This window comes from Nocardioides sp. NPDC006273, assembly GCF_040613495.1.
In the GTDB taxonomy this organism is placed as follows: Bacteria; Actinomycetota; Actinomycetes; order Propionibacteriales; family Nocardioidaceae; genus Nocardioides.
Genome location: NZ_JBEXSD010000021.1, coordinates 13,583 through 31,259, shown reverse-complemented (window position 1 = coordinate 31,259; position 17,677 = coordinate 13,583). Strand labels below are relative to the sequence as shown.

The 17,677-nt window shown below is 69.2% G+C and carries 19 protein-coding genes; 6 read left to right on the top strand and 13 right to left on the bottom strand.

Annotation, left to right across the window (positions count from 1 at the left end):
• Window positions 1-6: 6 nt before the first annotated feature.
• Entirely contained in the window at window positions 7-480 is a 474-nt protein-coding gene (locus ABZZ22_RS11515; RefSeq protein ID WP_354930919.1) for a GNAT family N-acetyltransferase, read from the top strand.
• Here the strand turns inward: ABZZ22_RS11515 and ABZZ22_RS11510 are convergent.
• A complete protein-coding gene (locus ABZZ22_RS11510; RefSeq protein WP_354930917.1) occupies window positions 467-1,807 on the bottom strand; it encodes a class II 3-deoxy-7-phosphoheptulonate synthase in 1,341 nt (446 codons plus the stop codon). The genes ABZZ22_RS11515 and ABZZ22_RS11510 overlap by 14 nt on opposite strands.
• Window positions 1,808-1,918: 111 nt before the next feature.
• Window positions 1,919-3,382 carry an APC family permease gene (locus ABZZ22_RS11505; RefSeq protein WP_354930914.1) on the bottom strand — a complete coding sequence of 488 codons (1,464 nt, stop codon included), beginning with the start codon at window positions 3,380-3,382 and terminating at the stop codon, window positions 1,919-1,921.
• A 144-nt stretch (window positions 3,383-3,526) separates the two neighbouring features.
• Here ABZZ22_RS11505 and ABZZ22_RS11500 point away from each other — a divergent pair, with 144 nt between their 5' ends.
• The 3 genes from ABZZ22_RS11500 (at window position 3,527) to ABZZ22_RS11490 (ending at window position 6,781) form a co-directional block, all read left to right on the top strand.
• The gene (locus tag ABZZ22_RS11500) at window positions 3,527-4,369 is read left to right on the top strand and encodes a DUF1028 domain-containing protein (protein WP_354930911.1); all 843 of its coding nucleotides are present in this window, start codon (window positions 3,527-3,529) and stop codon (window positions 4,367-4,369) included.
• Complete coding sequence (locus ABZZ22_RS11495) at window positions 4,366-5,835, top strand: glycerol kinase (RefSeq protein WP_354930908.1); 1,470 nt, start codon at window positions 4,366-4,368, stop codon at window positions 5,833-5,835. The genes ABZZ22_RS11500 and ABZZ22_RS11495 overlap by 4 nt, the downstream gene beginning before the upstream one ends.
• A 73-nt stretch (window positions 5,836-5,908) precedes the next feature.
• A complete protein-coding gene (locus tag ABZZ22_RS11490; RefSeq protein ID WP_354930905.1) occupies window positions 5,909-6,781 on the top strand; it encodes a metallophosphoesterase in 873 nt (290 codons plus the stop codon).
• A 9-nt stretch (window positions 6,782-6,790) separates the two neighbouring features.
• Here ABZZ22_RS11490 and ABZZ22_RS11485 read toward each other — a convergent pair whose 3' ends face one another.
• Entirely contained in the window at window positions 6,791-8,092 is a 1,302-nt protein-coding gene (locus tag ABZZ22_RS11485; RefSeq protein WP_354930902.1) for a DUF222 domain-containing protein, read from the bottom strand.
• Window positions 8,093-8,515: 423 nt separating this feature from the next.
• Between ABZZ22_RS11485 and ABZZ22_RS11480 the strand changes: the two genes are divergently transcribed.
• A complete protein-coding gene (locus ABZZ22_RS11480; protein ID WP_354930899.1) occupies window positions 8,516-9,073 on the top strand; it encodes a GNAT family N-acetyltransferase in 558 nt (185 codons plus the stop codon).
• A gap of 3 nt (window positions 9,074-9,076) precedes the next feature.
• On the opposite strand, the gene ABZZ22_RS11475 is transcribed toward ABZZ22_RS11480, so the two are convergent.
• Genes ABZZ22_RS11475 through ABZZ22_RS11455 form a run of 5 tightly spaced genes read right to left on the bottom strand, consistent with a single transcriptional unit; the run spans window position 9,077 to window position 12,790 of the window.
• Window positions 9,077-9,730, bottom strand: coding sequence for a class I SAM-dependent methyltransferase (locus ABZZ22_RS11475; protein ID WP_354930896.1), 654 nt, complete (start codon window positions 9,728-9,730; stop codon window positions 9,077-9,079).
• Window positions 9,731-9,785: 55 nt separating this feature from the next.
• Complete coding sequence (locus tag ABZZ22_RS11470) at window positions 9,786-10,676, bottom strand: hypothetical protein (protein ID WP_354930893.1); 891 nt, start codon at window positions 10,674-10,676, stop codon at window positions 9,786-9,788.
• Between the two features lie 25 nt (window positions 10,677-10,701).
• A complete protein-coding gene (locus tag ABZZ22_RS11465; RefSeq protein ID WP_354930890.1) occupies window positions 10,702-11,544 on the bottom strand; it encodes an arylamine N-acetyltransferase in 843 nt (280 codons plus the stop codon).
• Window positions 11,541-11,981 carry a flavin reductase family protein gene (locus ABZZ22_RS11460; protein ID WP_354930887.1) on the bottom strand — a complete coding sequence of 147 codons (441 nt, stop codon included), beginning with the start codon at window positions 11,979-11,981 and terminating at the stop codon, window positions 11,541-11,543. Before ABZZ22_RS11460 ends, ABZZ22_RS11465 begins: the two co-directional genes overlap by 4 nt.
• 41 nt (window positions 11,982-12,022) lie before the next feature.
• Window positions 12,023-12,790, bottom strand: a complete 768-nt coding sequence (locus ABZZ22_RS11455) for a lysophospholipid acyltransferase family protein (RefSeq protein ID WP_354930884.1) — start codon at window positions 12,788-12,790, stop codon at window positions 12,023-12,025.
• Window positions 12,791-12,971: 181 nt separating this feature from the next.
• Here ABZZ22_RS11455 and ABZZ22_RS11450 point away from each other — a divergent pair, with 181 nt between their 5' ends.
• The gene (locus ABZZ22_RS11450) at window positions 12,972-13,457 is read left to right on the top strand and encodes a hypothetical protein (protein ID WP_354930881.1); all 486 of its coding nucleotides are present in this window, start codon (window positions 12,972-12,974) and stop codon (window positions 13,455-13,457) included.
• Here the strand turns inward: ABZZ22_RS11450 and ABZZ22_RS11445 are convergent.
• The 5 genes from ABZZ22_RS11445 to ABZZ22_RS11425 form a co-directional block, all read right to left on the bottom strand.
• Window positions 13,454-14,443: an ROK family protein gene (locus ABZZ22_RS11445; RefSeq protein WP_354930878.1), complete on the bottom strand. Its 990-nt coding sequence runs from the start codon at window positions 14,441-14,443 to the stop codon at window positions 13,454-13,456. The genes ABZZ22_RS11450 and ABZZ22_RS11445 overlap by 4 nt on opposite strands.
• A gap of 76 nt (window positions 14,444-14,519) precedes the next feature.
• Window positions 14,520-15,473 carry an ROK family glucokinase gene (locus ABZZ22_RS11440; protein ID WP_354930875.1) on the bottom strand — a complete coding sequence of 318 codons (954 nt, stop codon included), beginning with the start codon at window positions 15,471-15,473 and terminating at the stop codon, window positions 14,520-14,522.
• 3 nt (window positions 15,474-15,476) lie between these two features.
• The gene (locus ABZZ22_RS11435) at window positions 15,477-15,905 is read right to left on the bottom strand and encodes a DUF5304 family protein (RefSeq protein WP_354930872.1); all 429 of its coding nucleotides are present in this window, start codon (window positions 15,903-15,905) and stop codon (window positions 15,477-15,479) included.
• A 6-nt stretch (window positions 15,906-15,911) separates the two neighbouring features.
• Window positions 15,912-17,138 carry an ArsA family ATPase gene (locus ABZZ22_RS11430; RefSeq protein ID WP_354930869.1) on the bottom strand — a complete coding sequence of 409 codons (1,227 nt, stop codon included), beginning with the start codon at window positions 17,136-17,138 and terminating at the stop codon, window positions 15,912-15,914.
• A complete protein-coding gene (locus ABZZ22_RS11425; protein WP_292644461.1) occupies window positions 17,135-17,578 on the bottom strand; it encodes an SRPBCC family protein in 444 nt (147 codons plus the stop codon). The genes ABZZ22_RS11430 and ABZZ22_RS11425 overlap by 4 nt, the downstream gene beginning before the upstream one ends.
• Window positions 17,579-17,677 lie beyond the last annotated feature (99 nt).

Genomic DNA, 17,677 nt, shown 5'->3' with positions numbered 1-17,677 from the left:
CCGGATATGCCGAGAATCATCGTCGCCGAGATAGACAGCGCCGAGCAGCGCGCCGTCGCCGTCGACGTCTGGCGAGCAGCGAACGCCGCTCGTCGTCGCACCGCGACCGAGGCCAGGATCCGCAGGATCAAGGAGAAGCTGGACACCGCCGAGCTCGCGCTGCTCGCCCACTACGGCCCCCGTCCCGCGGGGATGCTGGTGGCCGAGACCTACCTCGTCGACGGCGTGCCCCTACCCGGCTACGGCCACCTCTCGATGGTCTTCGTCGACCCCGCCGTCTGGGGCTCCCACGTCGGCACCGAGATGATCCGCGACCTCCAGTCGCGCGGCTGGGAGGGCCTCAGCGTGTGGACCCGCACCGACAACCGGCGCGCCCAGCGCCTCTACGAGCGCACCGGCTTCACCGACACCAGCAACCGCAGCACCCTCCGCGACGGCGACGAGATCATGCAGCTCGCCTGGTCTCTCAGCGAGACCTGAGCATCTCCGCGACCTGGAAGGCCATCTCGAGCGACTGGACACGGTTGAGCCGCGGGTCGACGACGGACTCGTAGCGGTGCACGAGGCCGGCCTCGTCGAGCTCCTCGCCGCCGCCGATGATCTCGGTGACGTCGTCGCCGGTGTTCTCGACCAGGATGCCGCCGGGGACGGTGCCGAGGGCGTGGTGGACGTCGAAGAAGCCCTGGACCTCGTCGAGGACGTCTTCGAAGCGGCGAGTCTTGTAGCCGTTGGAGGTGGAGAAGGTGTTGCCGTGCATCGGGTCGGAGATCCAGGTGACGTTGACGCCCTCGGCGGTGATCTTCTCGACCAGCGCGGGCAGCCCGTCACGCACCTTCCCCGCACCGAAGCGGGTGATGAAGGTGAGCCGGCCCTCCTCGTTCTTCGGGTTGAGCTTGGCGGCGAGCGCGAGCGCGTCGTCGGGGGTCGCGGTGGGGCCCAGCTTGCAGCCGATCGGGTTGTTGAGGTGGCGGAAGTACTCCACGTGGGCGCCGTCGAGCTGACGCGTGCGCTCACCGATCCAGACGAAGTGACCGGAGACGTTGTAGGGCGTCTCGGTGCGCGAGTCGATGCGGGTCATCGCGTGCTCGTACTCGAGCAGCAGCGCCTCGTGCGAGGAGTAGAAGTCGACCCGGTGGAACTCCTCCGGGTCGGCGCCGATGGCCTCCATGAAAGCGATCGCGCGCTCGATCTCGGAGCCCATCGCCTCGTACTTCGCGCCGACGGGCGAGTTGCGCACGAACTCGGAGTTCCAGGTGTGCACCTGGCGCAGGTCGGCGTAGCCACCGGTGGTGAACGCACGCACGAGGTTCAGGGTCGAGGAGGACGCGTGGTAGACGTCCAGCAGCCGCTGCGGGTCCGGGATGCGGGACGCCTCGGTGAACTCGAAGCCGTTGACGGCGTCGCCGCGGTAGGCCGGCAGGGTCACGCCGTCGCGGGTCTCGGTGTCGGAGGAGCGCGGCTTGGCGTACTGCCCCGCGAGCCGGCCGATCTTCACGACCGGGACGGAGGCCGCGTACGTCAGGACCACTGCCATCTGGAGCAGCACCCGCAGCTTGTTGCGGGTGTTGTCGGCGGTCGCCTCCGCGAAGACCTCGGCGCAGTCGCCGCCCTGCAGGATGAACGCCTCACCGCGGCCGGCGGCGGCGATCGAGCTCTTGAGCTGGTCACACTCCCCCGCAAAGACCAGGGGCGGCTGATTCCTCAGCTTCTCGACCGCTGCGGTCAGCGCGACCGGGTCCGAATAGGTCGGCTGCTGAAGGGCTCCGATGGCGTGCAGCTGCTCGAGGGAGGGGAAGGCGTCGTTCACGAGCCTCAGGGTACGCGGCTCACCCGGTTGTCACGAAGTCATCTCAGACACGGCAGGGCCGGCGTACGTTCCCGAGAGTTCGTACGCCGGCCTCGATCGCGGTCAGCTGAGCTACTTGTCGTCCTCGGGCTTGACGTCCATGTGCTCGATGTCCTGGAAGTGCGGCGGCTCGTCGTCCTTGTTGGCGAACTTGTTGATCAGCCAGGTGACCGCCCACAGGATCACGCCGATGACCATCAGGCCGCCGGCGATCTCGTAGACGATGCCGTCGCGGTCCACCCACGGCCCGGCCAGGTAGATGCACAGCAGGGCGGCGATCGGCGGCAGCCAGGGCGGCGCGGTGAAGAACGTCTTGTCGGTGTCGGCGCGGCGGTTGCGGAGCACCGTGCAGGCGATGTTGACGATCGCGAACACGCACAGCAGGAGCAGCGCGGTCGTGGATCCGAGGTTGGCGACGATGTTGCTGTCCGGGTCGCTGGAGACGTACCAGATCAGCCCCAGCGCCATCACCGTGGTGAAGATGATCGCGATGTACGGCGTGCGGCGGCCGGGCAGAATTGCGCCCAGCTGCTTGGGCAGCACCCGCTGCCTGGCCATCCCGTAGACCAGCCGGCTGGCCATCAGCATGTTGATCAGCGCGGTGTTGGCGACGGCGAAGACCGCCAGGAACGGGAAGACCTTCTCGATCGGGAAATCCGGGGCGCCCTTCTCGACCACCTCGAGCAGGGCCCGACCCTCGGACTCGCGGATCGTCTCGAGCTCACCCGGGCTCAGCACGCTGACCACCGAGATGGCGACCAGGATGTAGAGGAGCGCGGCGGCACCCAGGCCCATCAGCATGGTGCGAGGGAAGATCCGCTCCGGTTCCTTGGTCTCCTCGACCATGTTGACCGCGTCCTCGAACCCGACCATCGCGAAGAACGCCACCGAGGTGGCCGCCGTGACCGCGAAGACGATGCCCATGTTGCTGTAGTCCTCGAAGGAGATCAGCTCGGCCATGTCGGCCTTCCCCTGGGCGATCACGTAGAAACCGACGCCGATCACGATGCTCAGCGCGACCATCTCGACGATGGTCAGGATGATGTTGAACTTCACGCTCTCGCCCACGCCACGCAGGTTGATCAGCGCGAGCAGGACCATGAAACCCAATGCCAAGGTCGTGACGGCACCCTCGCTGGGCGCGTCCATCCAGCCGTTGATCTCCAGGCCGCCGAAGAAGTTCTGCGCCAGCGTGTTGGCCGAGGTCGACGCGCTGGTGATGCCCGAGCAGGCGACCGCGAAGGTCACCATGAAGGTGAGGAAGTGGATGCCGAACGCCTTGTGGGTGTAGAGCGCGGCACCGGCGGCGCTGGGATACTTCGTCACCAGCTCGAGGTAGGAGAACGCGGTCATCGTCGCGACCACGAAGGCGAGCAGGAACGGCAACCACAAGATGCCGCCCACGTAGCCGGCCATGGTCCCGGTCACGGCGTAGACGCCGGCCCCCAGGATGTCACCGACGATGAAGAGCAGCAGGAGCCAGGGCCCCATCACTCTCTTCAGCTCGGGTGTTTCTTCTTTCGCCAGGGTCGTCATGACGTCCTTCCTGGTCACGATCGAAACTCGGTTCCGAAATTGGGATGAAGGGATCCCTCAATCAAAGCCCACCGTTGCCGTCAGGTGTACGACAATTCGTCAACACGCCGTTACGGGTCGAAATTTCACGGATAGGGTCGCGCCATGACCTTCTCCATCGTCGCCAGAGCAGTCGACCCAGGCACCGGCCAGCCCACCTGGGGTGTGGCTGTCGCTTCGAAGTTCCTGGCCGTCGGATCGGCCGTCCCGGCCGCCGTCGCGGGCGTCGGTGCGATCGCCACCCAGGCCGAGGCCAACGTCGCCTACAAGGGTCTCGCACTCGCCCATCTCGACGAGGGCGCGACCGCTTCGGTCGCCCTCGAGAGGCTCTTGGAGGAGGACGAGCGCCGCGACCACCGCCAGGTCGGCATCGTCGACGTCGACGGCAACGCCGCCTCCCACACCGGGCCGTCCTGCTACGACTGGGCGGGCGGCCGGACCGGCTCCACCGGGGACGGGGCGTACGCGATCCAGGGCAACATCCTCACCGGTCCTGAGGTGGTCGAGGCGATGGAGGCCGCCTGGCTCGCCTCCTCGCCCGAGCAACCTCTGCAGCACCGGCTCCTGGCAGCCCTGGCCGCAGGCGACGAGGCCGGCGGCGACAGCCGTGGACGGCAGAGCGCGGCCCTCCTGGTCGTACGCGAGGAGGCCGGCTACGGCGGCAACGACGACATCGCGGCCGACCTGCGAGTAGACGACAATCCCGCGCCGATCACCGAGCTGAAGCGACTTCTCGACCTCAGCGACCTCTACCTGACCGCCTCGACCGAGGCGGAGAAGGTGCCGGTCACCCCGCAGATCGAGGCCGAGCTGGAGACGTACGCCGCGGCGCAGGGCGCCTCGGGCTTCCTCGCCTGGGTCGCCACCGAGAACTACGAGATGCGGGTGGCCGAAGACCTGTCCTGGATCGACCAGCGCATCCTCGACATCATCAGGACCCCGAAATGAGCGCGATCCTCGCCATCGACGCCGGCACCACCGGTGTCACCGCGCTGATCGTCACGGAGAAGGGCGAGGTGGCGGCCAGGGGCTATGAGGAGTTCGACCAGCTCTTCCCGAGTCCGGGATGGGTCGAGCACGTGCCCGAGGGCATCTGGCAGGCGACCCTGGAGGCGTGCCGTGCGGCCCTCGCGGCCCACGGTAAGGACGACCTCGTCGGCATCGGCATCACCAACCAGCGCGAGACGGTCGTGCTGTGGGACCGGGAGACGCTGGGGTCGCCCCGGCGCGCGATCGTGTGGCAGGACCGACGGACGACGGCGATCTGCTCGGCCATGGCCGAGCACGACACTCGCGTCCGCGAGCTGACCGGGCTCCGCCTGGATCCGTACTTCACCGCGACGAAGCTGGCCTGGATCCGTGAGAACGAGCCGCACACCTGGGCGCATGTGGAGTCGGGGCGCTACGCGATCGGCACCGTCGACTCCTACCTGATCGCCCGGATGACCCGCGGTCTGCATCATGTCTCCGACGTCTCGAACGCCTCGCGGACGCTGCTGTTCGACATCAACACCAACGACTGGTCCGACGAGCTCTGCTCGCTCTTCGGCGTGCCCCGCGACGCGCTGCCGGAGATCGGCCCCAACTGGAGCGAAGGCGTGGTCACCGACGCACGCTCCTTCCTGGATCTCTCGCTGCCGATCGCCGGGGTGGCCGGTGACCAGCAGGCGGCGCTGTTCGGCCAAGCCGCGTTCGAGGTCGGCGACTCCAAGTGCACCTACGGCACCGGATCGTTCGTGCTGACCAACACCGGCACCACACCGCAGCGGTCGGACTCCGGCCTGCTCACCTCGCCGGGCTGGATGTCCCCCTCCGGAGAGGTCACCTACGTCCTCGAGGGCTCGATCTTCGTGACCGGCGCCGCGGTGCAGTGGCTGCGCGACGGGTTGCAGATCATCGGCTCGGCCGCGGAGACCGAGGCCCTAGCCAGCACGGTCGCCTCGTCCGACGGGGTCGTGTTCGTGCCCGCGCTGACCGGTCTCGGTGCGCCGCACTGGGATCCCGATGCCCGCGGCACCATCATCGGTCTCACCCGCGGCACCACCCGTGCCCACATCGTCCGGGCGACCTTGGAGGCGATCACCTTCGAGGTGCGTGACGTGATGGCGACCATGCCCACTCCGGTCGCCTCGCTCAACGTCGACGGCGGCGCTGCGGCGAACAACCTGCTGTGCCAGCTCCAGGCAGACCAGCTCGGGGTCGACGTCTCCCGTCCCCGCTACGTCGAGACGACTGGTCTGGGTGCGGCGTTCCTGGCCGGGCTCGGGGTCGGCGTGTGGTCCTCGTTCGACGAGATCCGCGAGACCTGGGCGCTGGACCGCACCTTCTCCCCCGACGCCTCGCGTCGCGATGCGGCCGACGAGGCGTACGCCTCCTGGACCGAGGCCGTCGGGCGCTCGAAGGCCTGGGCGTGAGCCCGTCCGGTTATGCAGTCGACGAGGTCGACACGTTCCTGACCGCGATCATTGGTGGAACCCGGCCGCGCCCATGACCCGGATCCTGCATCTCTCCGACACCCACGTCACCGCCAGTGGCATCGACATGGACGGTGTCGACGCCGTGGCTGCACTCGAGGGCATCCTGCGCGACGCCCGCCACCTGCCCGGACTGGATGCGATCGTGGTCAGCGGCGACATCGCCGACGACGGATCGGACGCAGGCTGCCGCTCGGTCCTGGAGCGGGTGGGAGCCTTCGCCGCCGAACGCGGCATCCCGCACATCTACTCGACCGGCAACCACGATGCCCGCGGCCCGTTCCGCGAGGTGCTCGGCAGCGGGCACCGGGACGCAGACGGCAGCGACCGCGGTCGCCTGTTGGATCCGGAATCCGACCTGTGCGCCTCGGTCAGCTTTCTCGGTGAGCTCCGGATCATCACCTTGGACAGCCTGGTCCCGGGCAAGACCCACGGCTTCCTGGACGAGCACCAGCTCGCCTGCCTCACGACCGAGCTGGCCACCCCGACACGCGACGGAACCGTCCTCGTCCTCCACCATCCGCCCCTCCATCTCGCCTCCCTCCCCTGGGTCGCCGACGTCGTGCTCCGCAACCTCTCCGCCCTTGGCCGCGCGGTGCGCGGCAGCGACGTACGTGCGATCCTCACCGGCCACCTCCACTTCCAGGCCGGCGGCTTCCTCGCCGGCGTCCCCGTCTGGGTGACCCCCGGCGTCGTCACCCGCATCGACACCACCGCACCCCCACATCTCGTGCGCGGTGTCCTCGGCGCCGGCGCCTCCGTCGTCGACCTCGCCGACCCGGCCTCCCCCAGCTTCCACGTGCTCTCCGCCCGCGATCCCCGTGCGGGCGAGCAGGTCTACCTCTACGACCCCGCCTCCGGAGAGGACGTCGCCGAGGAGGTCTGAGCGCTCCGCTCAGGCTGCGGGGCGATGATCAAGGAGTACGTCGCGCAGCACGAACTCCGCCCGCGACAGTCGCGGTGGGTCCGGTCGCCAGGTGTCGGGTGGCGGGCTGGTGTAGGTATGGCCAGTGGGTGTGATGGTGACAATGCTGCCGTCGGGTCCTGGTCTGGTCCGCCAACCGAGGGCCTCCTTGGCCTGGTTGCAGCGCTCGCAAAGGCCTTGGAGATTCTCGGCGCTCGTGGGGCCGCCGTCAGCGTGGCGTTCGACGTGATCGACGTTCCGGATCGGGGCGTCGCAGCCGTTGGTGCGGCAGATCCCGCCGTCCCGGGTGGTGATGAACTCCGCCAGGCCGTCGGGTGCTTTGCGCGAGCGGGACTCCATCGCGACCAGCTGCCCGGCGGGATCGGTGAAGAGACGCCGCACGAAGACCGCGGCATCCGCGAGCGCCTCACGCGCCCAAGCGGCAGGGACTGGTCCGTAGCCCTCGACCATCGCCGGCTGGTTGCTGTCGTTGGCGAGGGCGTCGGCGGTCATGACGACCTTGACCTCGATCCGAGGCCTCGCCCCGTTCTCAACGGTGGCGCGGCCGGTGACTCGGTCGACCAGCGTGTCGGCCATGACCTGACCGCGAGACCGTTCATCCCCAGCCGCCTGGGCAGCTTTCGCGGCCTGGTCCAGCGCCGCGAATACGGCGACCCCGTCCTGGACCGGCAACAAGGCCCCGAGCCAGGTCATCGTGTCCGGTGCCGGCCGCACGCTGACGCGGCGGTCCTTCTCCGCGTTCGCGGCCCGGGCAACGACGGATTCCTGGTCGAGGGTGATGGCGAGCTTCTTGGCGGCGTTCTCGAGCTGCCGCAGCCCCATGGCCACCACAGCAGGCGGTTCACCGTCGGGGCTGAGGGCACAGAGCCGGTGGTCGATGACCCGGCGGTCCTCCAGCGAGAGGCAGGCGGTCTCGCGGGCCAGGATGGTGGCCTGCCACTGCGAGAACAGACCGGCCTTCATCAGAGCGAAGGTGTGCGGCATCTCCGCGAGGAGGATCTTCGCCAGACCGAGCAGTTTGGCGCCCTTGGCCGGTGAGACCCGCCGCGCCAACGCCACCTGCGAGGCCACGCCCTCCCCCAGCTTCCGGGCCGAAACCCCAGCCTCGGCCTGCCGGACGCGGGTGGCTTCCTCGAGGCGTACCGCTGCTTCTGCCTGAACGGCCTCAGCGGCGCATTTGATCTGTTCGAGCCGGCTGATCCAGTCGACCAGCTCACCCTCGGACGCACCCAGGGGCGGCCCGGCAAGGAGCTGGTCGACGGTCTCGTTCATACGCCCCATTATATGTGAAAGAGTCGTCCATGGCTACCTGTTTGTGCTGGTCCGACCCGATTTATGCGGTCCGCATACAAGCAACCTGAACCCCGCGCCACACCCTCGCCGCCGCCCCGATAATGGCGAAATCTTTCTCGATCAGGTGCCGAGTCAAGGACCGCGAAGCGGCCGGCGAAGCCGGCGGGCGAAGCCCGTCCTTGACGCGGCGCATGATCGAGAAACACTCGAGGAAGGGTCGGCGGCGAACCCTGAAACGAAGAAACGGTCGCTAAGCGAGGTTTCCTCAGGGGAGGTCTCGACAAGCTCGACCACCGGAGCGACTGTGTTGGTCTCGACACGCCTCCGCCCAGCGGCTCCGGCGGCTCGACCAGCGGGAAGCCGGCGGCTCGACCAGCGGAGGAGACATGGCAGGCTCGCCCCGTGCCCTTCACCCACCGCATTGCAACCCCCAAGGACATCCCAGCCCTGACAGCGATCATGCACAGCTCGATCGCAGAGCTCCAGAAAGAGTTCCTGACAAAGGCCCAGATCACCTCGAGCAAGACAGTGATGGGCATCGACACCCAGCTGATCGAGGATGGCACCTACTTCGTGGTCGAAGAGGACCACGAGATCGCCGGCTGCGGCGGCTGGAGCAGAAGAGCGACCCTCTACGGCGGCGACCACACCCCGGGCCGCGAGCCGACCCTCCTGGACCCAGCAAGAGACCCGGCCAGAGTACGAGCGATGTACACCAACCCTGCCTTCACCCGACGCGGCGTAGGCAGACTGATCCTGGACCTCTGCGAGCAAGCAGCCGCAGCGGAGGGCTTCACCACCCTCGAGCTGATGGGCACCCTGTCCGGCGAGCCGCTTTACTCCGCGTACGGCTTCGAATCGGTCGAGCGGATCACCGACGACCGAGGCGGCGCACCGGTCCCCCTTGTCCGGATGCGGAAGAGCATCACGACCGACTCTGGAGAAACCTTCGCCGGCTGAGGCTCAGCGAGCGAAGGAGAACATCCGCTCCGGCAGAGCGACGTACGCGGCGTCCGAGGACCGCCGATGGACCCCTACGCGGAAGGCGGCGTCGGCCGGACGCACGAACGTGTCCTCGGCGAAACCGTGACGAGTGAAGAGCTCGCGAACGAGGTCCGCCGGATCACCGGCGTGATCGCTCAGCTCGCCGTCGCGGAGACTCGCGCCCCGCGTCCAGACGACAGCGCCACCGGGCGCCACGAGCCCGGGCAGCGCACCGATCGTCGTCTCTAGATCCGAGTCGGTGATGTTCCCGAAGACGCCGCAGGCCAGGAAGACGTCGGCCGGCGTCTCCCCCGCCAACGCGCTGGCGAGTCCGGCGTCGCCAGTGCGCACCTCCACCTGAGCCAATCCCGAGGCTGCAACTGTGGCCCGCGCCCGATCCGCAAGAACCGGATCGATCTCAACGAGGACGGCGTCGACATCGACCTCCATCGACGCGAGTACCGGCAGCAGGTCGCGCCCGTCGCCCGCACAGATGCTCGTGACCTGCGTACGAGCGCCACGGCGACCGCTCAACAGACGCCTGACCTCGTCGCGCACCACCGCCAGGCGTCGCGCCAGGCCAGAGGCCGGATCGTCATAGTGTTCGTGCCACTGGCGCCAGTCGGTGCTCACGGCGCCAGAGTCTGCCACGACTGATCAGTTCCAACAGCCGAGCGACCAGGGACGCCTACCCGTCGAGCCGCTCGACCGCAGCCGCGGCAGAGTCACGGGCAGCGGCAGCCTCCGACACGGCCGTCTCGGCGGAGTCGCGCGTCTCCTCCGCCTCGGTGAGCTCGTCCTCGACCTCGAGCGCGGCAGCCTCCAGATCCGCAAGGCGGCGGCGTAGGTCCTCGATCTCCGACTTCACCTGGAGCGAGCGGGCCTCGATGTCCTTGAACGCCGCTGCAGCGCGATCGCGCTCCGTCTCTGCACCGGAAAGCGCCGATTCCGCCTCCTCGAGCGCCTCCCGGGCCTCGTCGAGCGCGGCCGTGTCGGGCAGGTCGGGGACCGCCCGCAGCGGCTCGCGGGGCGGCGGGACGACCTCGGGGACCTCGAAGCCGAGTGCGTCGGGGAGCGCGACGGCGGCCGCGGCGTCGACGGCGTCGACCCCAGTGGCGGACAGCGGGGAGACGAGCAGGCCGCTGCGTACGGCCTGGGCGGCGGAGGCGTCGATCATCGCGGCGGTCAACGTGGCCTCGACCTGCGTGGCCACCGCCTCGGTCACCCGCAGACCGTGCTCACGCGCAAGGCCGCGCGCACGGGTCGTCACCGCCGCGGTCAGCTGTCGCCGCTGCTTGGTGAGCTCTCGCAGCTGAGCGGCGTCCATCCCCGTCTGCGCCTCGCGCAGCAGGGCGCCGACCGAGATCACCTGCTCGACCTGCTCGGTCTCGTAGCGGACCAGCAGGTTCATCACCCAAGCGGCGGTCGAGGGCTTCTTCAGGGCCTTGACGGAACCGGCGACAGGCGTTCCCTTCAGGCTCTTGGCCCGCGCGTCACGCTCGGGGGTGAAGTCGGCCAGCGGCAGCCCGTAGAGGTCGGCCGCGACGTCGAGCAGCTCGGGGGCAGGTTCGTCGCTCATGTCCGCCATCTCAGCACGTCGCCGACTACCGCGTCAGCAGCCAGTCGTCATAGCCGGCGGCCTGTCGCTCGTGGAGGGTGCGCAGCGCGCCCTCCTCGACCCCGGCGAACGAGAGCCCGAGGCCCTCCAGGGCGGCCGACCACTCCGCGAAGTCCCACAGCTCACGCGTGAACGCGTCCTCGCCGATCCGCGTGTGGCGGATCGAGCGGACGGTGTCGGCGCCGGTCGCGTCGCGCCGCTGCACGACCAGCTTGCTCGTGTAAGGGCCGGGCGGCGTCGAGAGCTCCGGATGCCTCGCCACGACCACGTCGAGCTCCACCACACCGCGGACGAGGTTGCCGTGAAAGGACCCCGACGGGTCGTGGTGGAAGGTCCAGCCGGCCTCGCCCACCCGCACCAGCCGGTAGACGAACCCGTTCTGACGGTGATGTCCCTCGACCAGCGGCAACGGCTCGCGGAAGGCATCGCCGAAGCCGAGATCGGGCCACCAGCGGCCGCCCGGGTTCGCAGCCGTCGGCAGCCCACGGACCTCGAAGGCGAGATGGTCCAGCTGCCCGCTCGGTCCGGTCGTCTCGATGAGCTGTCCGGGACGGCGTACGACGTCGAACCCGAGCTCCTCCAGGACCAGCGAGACCAGGCCGTTGTGGTGGAAGCAGTAGCCCGCGTTGCCGCCGGCGGCGACCCGCTCGAGCGTCTCCTTCGGGTCCACCGAGTCGGGCGAGGCCACAGCTCCGATGGCCGCGAGCATGATCGAGAGGTTCTCGTAGGGAAGCGTGTCGAGATGACGATGATGAAGATCGACAAGCGTCTCGTACGTCGCCTCCGGCCGTCCCTCGATGCCGAGCCGTCGCAGATAGCCCTCGATCATCGTTCGTACCTCCCGTGCCGGTGGACCAGCGGGTCGGTGTCGTCACCGACCTCGAGCGACACGATCTCGCACGTCGCCAGGGCCGACCAGCCGATCTCGGTCAGCGACGTCAGCCGCACCCCCGCCCAGGTCGGGGCGTCGGCGAGACGCCGCCCGAACTCGGTCTCGACCCAGGTCCCAGAGCGGAACGCACCACCGGGAGCAGGAGCGGTGCCCCCGAACGCCTCGGCGAGGTCCCGGTGGCGCCAGTGGAGCAGCGACACCACCGCGAGGCCGGTCTCCTCGAGCTCGTCGCGCAGATCAGAGTCCGGATCGAGCAGCCCGAGCAGCGCCCCCGGGGAGCCGTTGGCGACCATCAGCGACGAGACCGTGAGCCCGGCGGAGCCGGACGTCCACAGCGACACCCGTCCCCCCAGACGACCTCGCCACCGGCGCACGGGATCTTCCGGCGTCGGGAACGGGTGGGACGAGTGGATCGTCAGGCTACGTCCTTGGTAGGTCCGGTCTTGGCGGGACCGGACTTGGAACGCCGCAAGGTCTTCTTCGCGGGCTTCTCGTCGTTGGCGAGCTTCTTGGCCTCGGTGGCGTACATGTCGACGTACTCCTGGCCGGAGAGCTTCAGGATCTCATAGACGATCTCGTCGGTGATCGCCCGCAGGATGTAGCGGTCGTTGGCCATGCCCTCGTAGCGGGAGAAGTCCAGCGGCTCACCGAAGACGACCCGCGGATGCACGAGCCTGCCGAACTTCTTGCCCGGAGGCGCGATCACATCGGTGCCGATCACGGCGACCGGGATCACCGGCGCACCGGTGTCCAGGGTCAGTCTGGCGATGCCCGTACGTCCCCGGTAGAGCTTGCCGTCGTGGGAGCGCGTGCCCTCGGGGTAGATCCCGAACAGCTCGCCCTCGGCCAGGACCCGCTTGGCGGCGATCAGGGCGCCCTCGGCGGCGGTGGCGCCACCGCGGTCGATCGGCACATTGCCGGTGCCCGAGAAGAACGCCTTCTGCAGGAACCCCTTGGCACCCGTCCCGGTGAAGTACTCCGCCTTCGCCACGAACCGCACCATCCGCTTCATCCCGAGCGGCATGAAGAGCCAGTCGGCGTAGGAGAGGTGGTTGCTGGCCATGATCGCCGCGCCCTTCCGCGGAATGTTGTCCGTGCCCTCATAGGTCGGACGGAACACCGCTCGCAGGATTGGCCCGAGCGCGACCCACTTCAAGAACGAGTAGAAGAGCTTCGTCGTCACCCCATCGCCTTCCCTTATTGCCTTCGACCGGTCAGCCTATAACGAGATAGGTACTTCTACCCCCGCGCCCTGTCATGCAGTCGGGCTAGGCTGGGAACGTGAGCGAGCGTCAGCGAGTGAACCAAGCGATCAACACGCCGCCGCGTCCGTATTATGGCGCTTGCGCTACGGGGGTGGCGGCGTGAGCGAGCGAGACGACCGGCCCGAGGACGCGACCGGGGCCCCCGATGATGCCTCTGTGCCTTCCGACGGCCAGCCGTCGGAGGACGAGGCCTGGCGCCAGATCGTCGAGAACTACGGCGACCGCCCGGCTATCGAGGAGCCCGTCTCCAGCGGCCTCTTCGAGAAGAAGATCGACATCGTCGAGGAGGTCGACGAGCCCGATTCCTACGACGACATGTGGCGCGACGACGACGAGGGGTACGTCCCACCGCCCCCGCCCCCGCTGCCGAAACCGACCCCGGCACGCCTGCTCGCCTGGATCGGCGTGCTCGGCGCGCCGGTCGCCGTGCTGATCCTGATCGTGGTCATCCAGATCACCGATCGACACTTCAGCAGCTGGGTCATCGGCGGCCTGGTCGCCGCCTTCCTGGCCGGGTTCGTCTACCTGCTGGCGACGATGCCGTCCGAGCCCCGCGATCCCTGGGACGACGGCGCCCGAGTCTAGGTCCGATCCTGGCCCGGGCTCGAGATGAGCCGGCGAGCCAGGATGCTCGCGCCCACGACCCCCGCCTCCGCACCGAAGGCAGTCGTCACGATCCGTGGCACCTCGCGATGGTGGCGCCCGACGAGCGAGGCCTCCAGCGCCGCCCGGGCAGGTGCCAGCAGCAGGTCGCCGGCCGTCGAGACTCCCCCACCGACGACCAGCAGCTCCGGGTCGAAGGCAGCGACCAGGCCGGCCATCCCGACCCCCAGCCACGACCCCACCGACTCGTACGCCGCCAGCGCGAGCGCATCGCCGCTGGCCGCGGCGGCGGTGACCGCCGGGCCGGTGATCTTGAGCGGGTCTCCCGCGGCAAGCTCGTCGAGCGCGCAGCCTGCGTACTCCTCGGTCTCGACGCGGGCGCGCACGAAGGCGACCAGCGCGTTGCCCGATGAGTACTGCTCCCAGCAGCCGGTGAGACCGCACTCGCACGGCAGCCCGCCGGGCACGACCTGCATGTGGCCGAACTCCCCGGCCATGCCGTTGCGACCCCGGACGACCCGGCCGTCGAGGACGACGGCGCCGCCGATCCCGGTGCCGAGGGTGATGAGCAGGGCCGAGTCGACCCCGCGGGCCGCACCGAGCTCCAGCTCGGCCAGGGCGGCGCAGTTGGCGTCGTTGTCGAGCGCCACCCGGGTGCCCCAGCGCTCGGAGAGCCGGGACAGGGTCGGCTCGCCTCGCCAGGGCAGGTGGGGAGCGAACATGACCCGCTCACCGGCTGCGTCGACGAACCCGGCCGCTGCCAGCCCGACTCCGGCGACGGGCCGGCCGGCGGCCACCTCGGTGACTGCCTCGGTCAGCGCGTCCTCCACGAGCTCGAGCTCGACCCGGCGGCCCGGCGTGCTGCGGTGAGCGGTGCGGAGAACTTCACCTTCCGGCGAGACCTCCGCCGCGAGCACCTTCGTGCCGCCGATGTCGACACCGACATGGACGGACCCGCTCTCGCTCACGCGGCCACCTCCGTAGCGCAAGCGCAATCATACGGACGTCGCCGCGTGAATCTCACCGTCGCTCGCTGGCGCTCGCTCACTTGCGAGCCAGGTCCGCGGCACCGATCAGCCCGGCGTCGTTGCCCAGCGTCGCCTTGCGGATGTCGAGCATCGGCCGGTGTCCGCGGCCGGTCAGCTGCGCCTCGAAGGCGCGCCGGGCCGGTCCGAGCAGCAGGTCGTCGGCGTCCGCCACTCCCCCGCCGATGGCCACCACGGCCGGGTCCAGCACGGCGGCGATCGAGGCGATCCCCTCGCCGAGCCAGATGCCGAGGTCGGTCAGCGCCTCGATCGCGAAGGCGTCCCCGTCGCGGGCCGCCTCGGTGATCAGCGGACCCTTGATCTTGTCGAGGTCGCCCTCGGCGCGGTCCAGGACGTCGCGAGCCAGCAGCGAGCCGGCGCGCGCCGCGGAACGGACATTGCGCACCAGCGCCGACCCGGAGGCGTACTGCTCCCAGCAGCCGCGGTTGCCGCAGCCGCAGAGGTGGCCGTTGGGCACGACCCGCATGTGGCCGATCTCGGCACCGACGCCGAAGGCGCCGCGATAGAGCTCGCCCTCGAGGACCAGGCCGCCGCCGACACCGGTGCCGACGGTCACCAGCATCATGTTGTCGACCTCGGCGCCCGCGCCGTACTCGAACTCGCCCCACGCAGCCGCGTTGGCGTCGTTCTCGATCACGACCGGAAGCTCGAGGACCTTCTCCAGCCGCTCCTTGAGCGGCACGTCGCGCCACGCGATGTTGGGGGCGAACATGACCGTCGAACGGTCCTTGTCGATATAGCCGGCCGCACCGATACCGACGCACTCGATCGGGTGGCGGGTCTTGAGCTCCTGCACCACCTCGATGATCGCCGCCTCGACGGCCTCCGGGCTCTTGGCCGGCGACTCGACGCGGTGGTCCTCGATGATGTTGCCGTGGTGGTCGACGACGCCGCCGAGGATCTTGGTGCCCCCGACGTCGACGCCGCAGGCGAGCTTCTTCGTCGTCGTCATGACTCAGCTCCAGCCGTCGAGATCGATCCGGTCGACCCTCTCCGAGCGCTGTGCCCGTTCCCGGGTCGCATCTTCCTCAGCCCGCACGCCATCACTGTGAGCATCCTCGTCTTCACTAGGGCCAGCACCCGGACTCGTGGCCGCCGCGTTGAGCACCGTGGCAGCCGCCTGCATCAGCGATGCGGCAGCGCTGGCCAGGTGCACCTTGACCTCCGGGCTCGACTCCCGGAGGACATGAACGGTACGGCACAGCGGGCAGTAGGCGCACTCCGGTGCTCCCGTATCGAGATGCTCCCCGAACGACTCGGCGAGATGGGCGAACCGGGAGTCCTTGGCCCACTCCCCGATCGCCTCCATCAGCCGGCCGAGCTCCTCGGCGGTCGACCCCAACGGCTCGTCGGCCCACTCGTGGCGGTGCTGCTGCTCGCTCACGCGACACTACTCGCTCTCGGTGTTCGTCGTCTGGCGTGAAAACGTTACTCGCAGCTCGCCACCCTCGACCCGCGCCCCACTGACGTCCATCCGGGCGAGTGCGGCTGGGAGGGTCAGCAGCCGCCGGTAGGAGCCGACCGTGATCGCCAGCTCGTCCCCGTTGCGACCCAGCTGCACCTGGTCGCGCGCGACCCACTGGGCCAGTCCTGGCAGCGCCAGATGGACGATCGTGACCTCACCGGTCGTCTCGGTGCGGAACGGAGCCGCGGTCTCGGGAACGGCAAGCGGGTCGATACGACCTGAGCCGGCGTACGCCGCCTCGGCGACCTCGCGCAGATCATCGACCCCGACCGGCTCGGTGGGCCGGTAGAACGAGCGCCAGACCGGGAGCCCCTCGAAGGATGCCTCGACATCGCCGAGCACGTCGTCCTGGGCCTTGACCCAGCCGGCGCGCCAGTCGTCGGATCCGCCTGCCGGGAAGATCCGGTTGGCGACGACACCGTCCACGCGGTAGCCGTAGAGGGAGAGCGTCGTCCAGGACCGGCGTGCCTCGGCGAGCACGACCCGCTCCGGGGTCAGCACGATGCGTACGGACGCCTCGGGTCCCGACAGCAGGGCTCGCACCTCCGCGAGCTCGCCGTGGAGCCGGACCATCGCGTCGAAGACTGAGTCGCCGGGCATCGGCACCCCCGCAGCCTTCGTGAGCATGGGCTTGAGCGCCTTCACCATCTTGCGCTGCACCGGGAGGATCCGCTCGAGATACCAGCCCAGGGCCTCGGGGAGAGCCAGCAGCCGCAGCGTCTCGGCGGTCGGGGCACAGTCGACCACGATCGTGTCCCACTCCCCCGAGACCGCCGTCCGGCGCAGCTCCAGAAGCGCGAAGACCTCCTCGGCGCCGGGGATGACGGTCAGCTCCTCGGCCGCGATCCGGTCGACCCCGATGGTGTCCAGGACGCTCAGCAGATAGCCCTGCACCTCCGCCCAGGACTGCTCGAAGCGGCGCTGGGCGTCGACGTGCTGGACGTAGAGGTGCTCGGTGACCTGGACGGGCTCCGAGCCCAACGAACCGCCGGGAAGTCCGTCTGAGAGGCCGAAGGCGTCAGCCAGGGAGTGGGCGGCATCGGTCGAGAGGACCAGCGTGCGCAGCCCGCGGGCCGCGGACATCGCCGCGGTGCCGGCAGAGACGGTCGACTTGCCGACGCCGCCCTTGCCGGTGAAGAGAAGGATTCTCACGAAGGCGTGTCTTTCTCGACCCTCTGCTTGAGCCCTCGCAGGGCGGTGTCGATCAGGACCTTCTCGCCCTTGCGCTTGAGCATGCCGATCAGCGGGATGCTCAGGTCGAGCGCGAGCCGGTAGGTGACCTCGGTGCGGCCACCGAGGTCGCGCAGCACGTAGGCGCCGTCCATCGACCGCAGCAGGTTGCCCTTGACCAGCGACCAGGTCACCTGGCGGTCACCGTCCCAGTCGTAGGCCAGAGTGTACTCGTCCTTGATCGGCGCGACGTCCAGCACGAACCGGACCTGCTCGGCCCGCCCGTCGACGCCGGTCTCCACGACGCTGACCTGCTGCATGCCCTTGGCCCAGGCCGGATAGGACTTGAAGTCCGCGATCACCGCCATCACTGCCGAGGGCGCAGCCTCGATCACGATCGTCGAGGTGGTCTGATCGGCCATCGATGGTGTCCTCACTCCCTGACTTGCTAGGTGCCATGGAGCGTACCGGATAGCATCCCGGTGAAATGGTCGGGCTGTGACGGGGGTAACCTCCGGTTC

What these genes read in the sequence shown, in the direction of transcription:
- ABZZ22_RS11515 (WP_354930919.1), top strand. Translation starts at nt 7, where the DNA reads ATGCCGAGAATCATCGTCGCCGAGATAGACAGCGCCGAGCAGCGCGCC.
- ABZZ22_RS11505 (WP_354930914.1), bottom strand. Translation starts at nt 3,382, where the DNA reads ATGACGACCCTGGCGAAAGAAGAAACACCCGAGCTGAAGAGAGTGATG.
- ABZZ22_RS11500 (WP_354930911.1), top strand. Translation starts at nt 3,527, where the DNA reads ATGACCTTCTCCATCGTCGCCAGAGCAGTCGACCCAGGCACCGGCCAG.
- ABZZ22_RS11495 (WP_354930908.1), top strand. Translation starts at nt 4,366, where the DNA reads ATGAGCGCGATCCTCGCCATCGACGCCGGCACCACCGGTGTCACCGCG.
- ABZZ22_RS11490 (WP_354930905.1), top strand. Translation starts at nt 5,909, where the DNA reads ATGACCCGGATCCTGCATCTCTCCGACACCCACGTCACCGCCAGTGGC.
- ABZZ22_RS11485 (WP_354930902.1), bottom strand. Translation starts at nt 8,092, where the DNA reads ATGAACGAGACCGTCGACCAGCTCCTTGCCGGGCCGCCCCTGGGTGCG.
- ABZZ22_RS11470 (WP_354930893.1), bottom strand. Translation starts at nt 10,676, where the DNA reads ATGAGCGACGAACCTGCCCCCGAGCTGCTCGACGTCGCGGCCGACCTC.
- ABZZ22_RS11465 (WP_354930890.1), bottom strand. Translation starts at nt 11,544, where the DNA reads ATGATCGAGGGCTATCTGCGACGGCTCGGCATCGAGGGACGGCCGGAG.
- ABZZ22_RS11440 (WP_354930875.1), bottom strand. Translation starts at nt 15,473, where the DNA reads ATGACGACGACGAAGAAGCTCGCCTGCGGCGTCGACGTCGGGGGCACC.
- ABZZ22_RS11425 (WP_292644461.1), bottom strand. Translation starts at nt 17,578, where the DNA reads ATGGCCGATCAGACCACCTCGACGATCGTGATCGAGGCTGCGCCCTCG.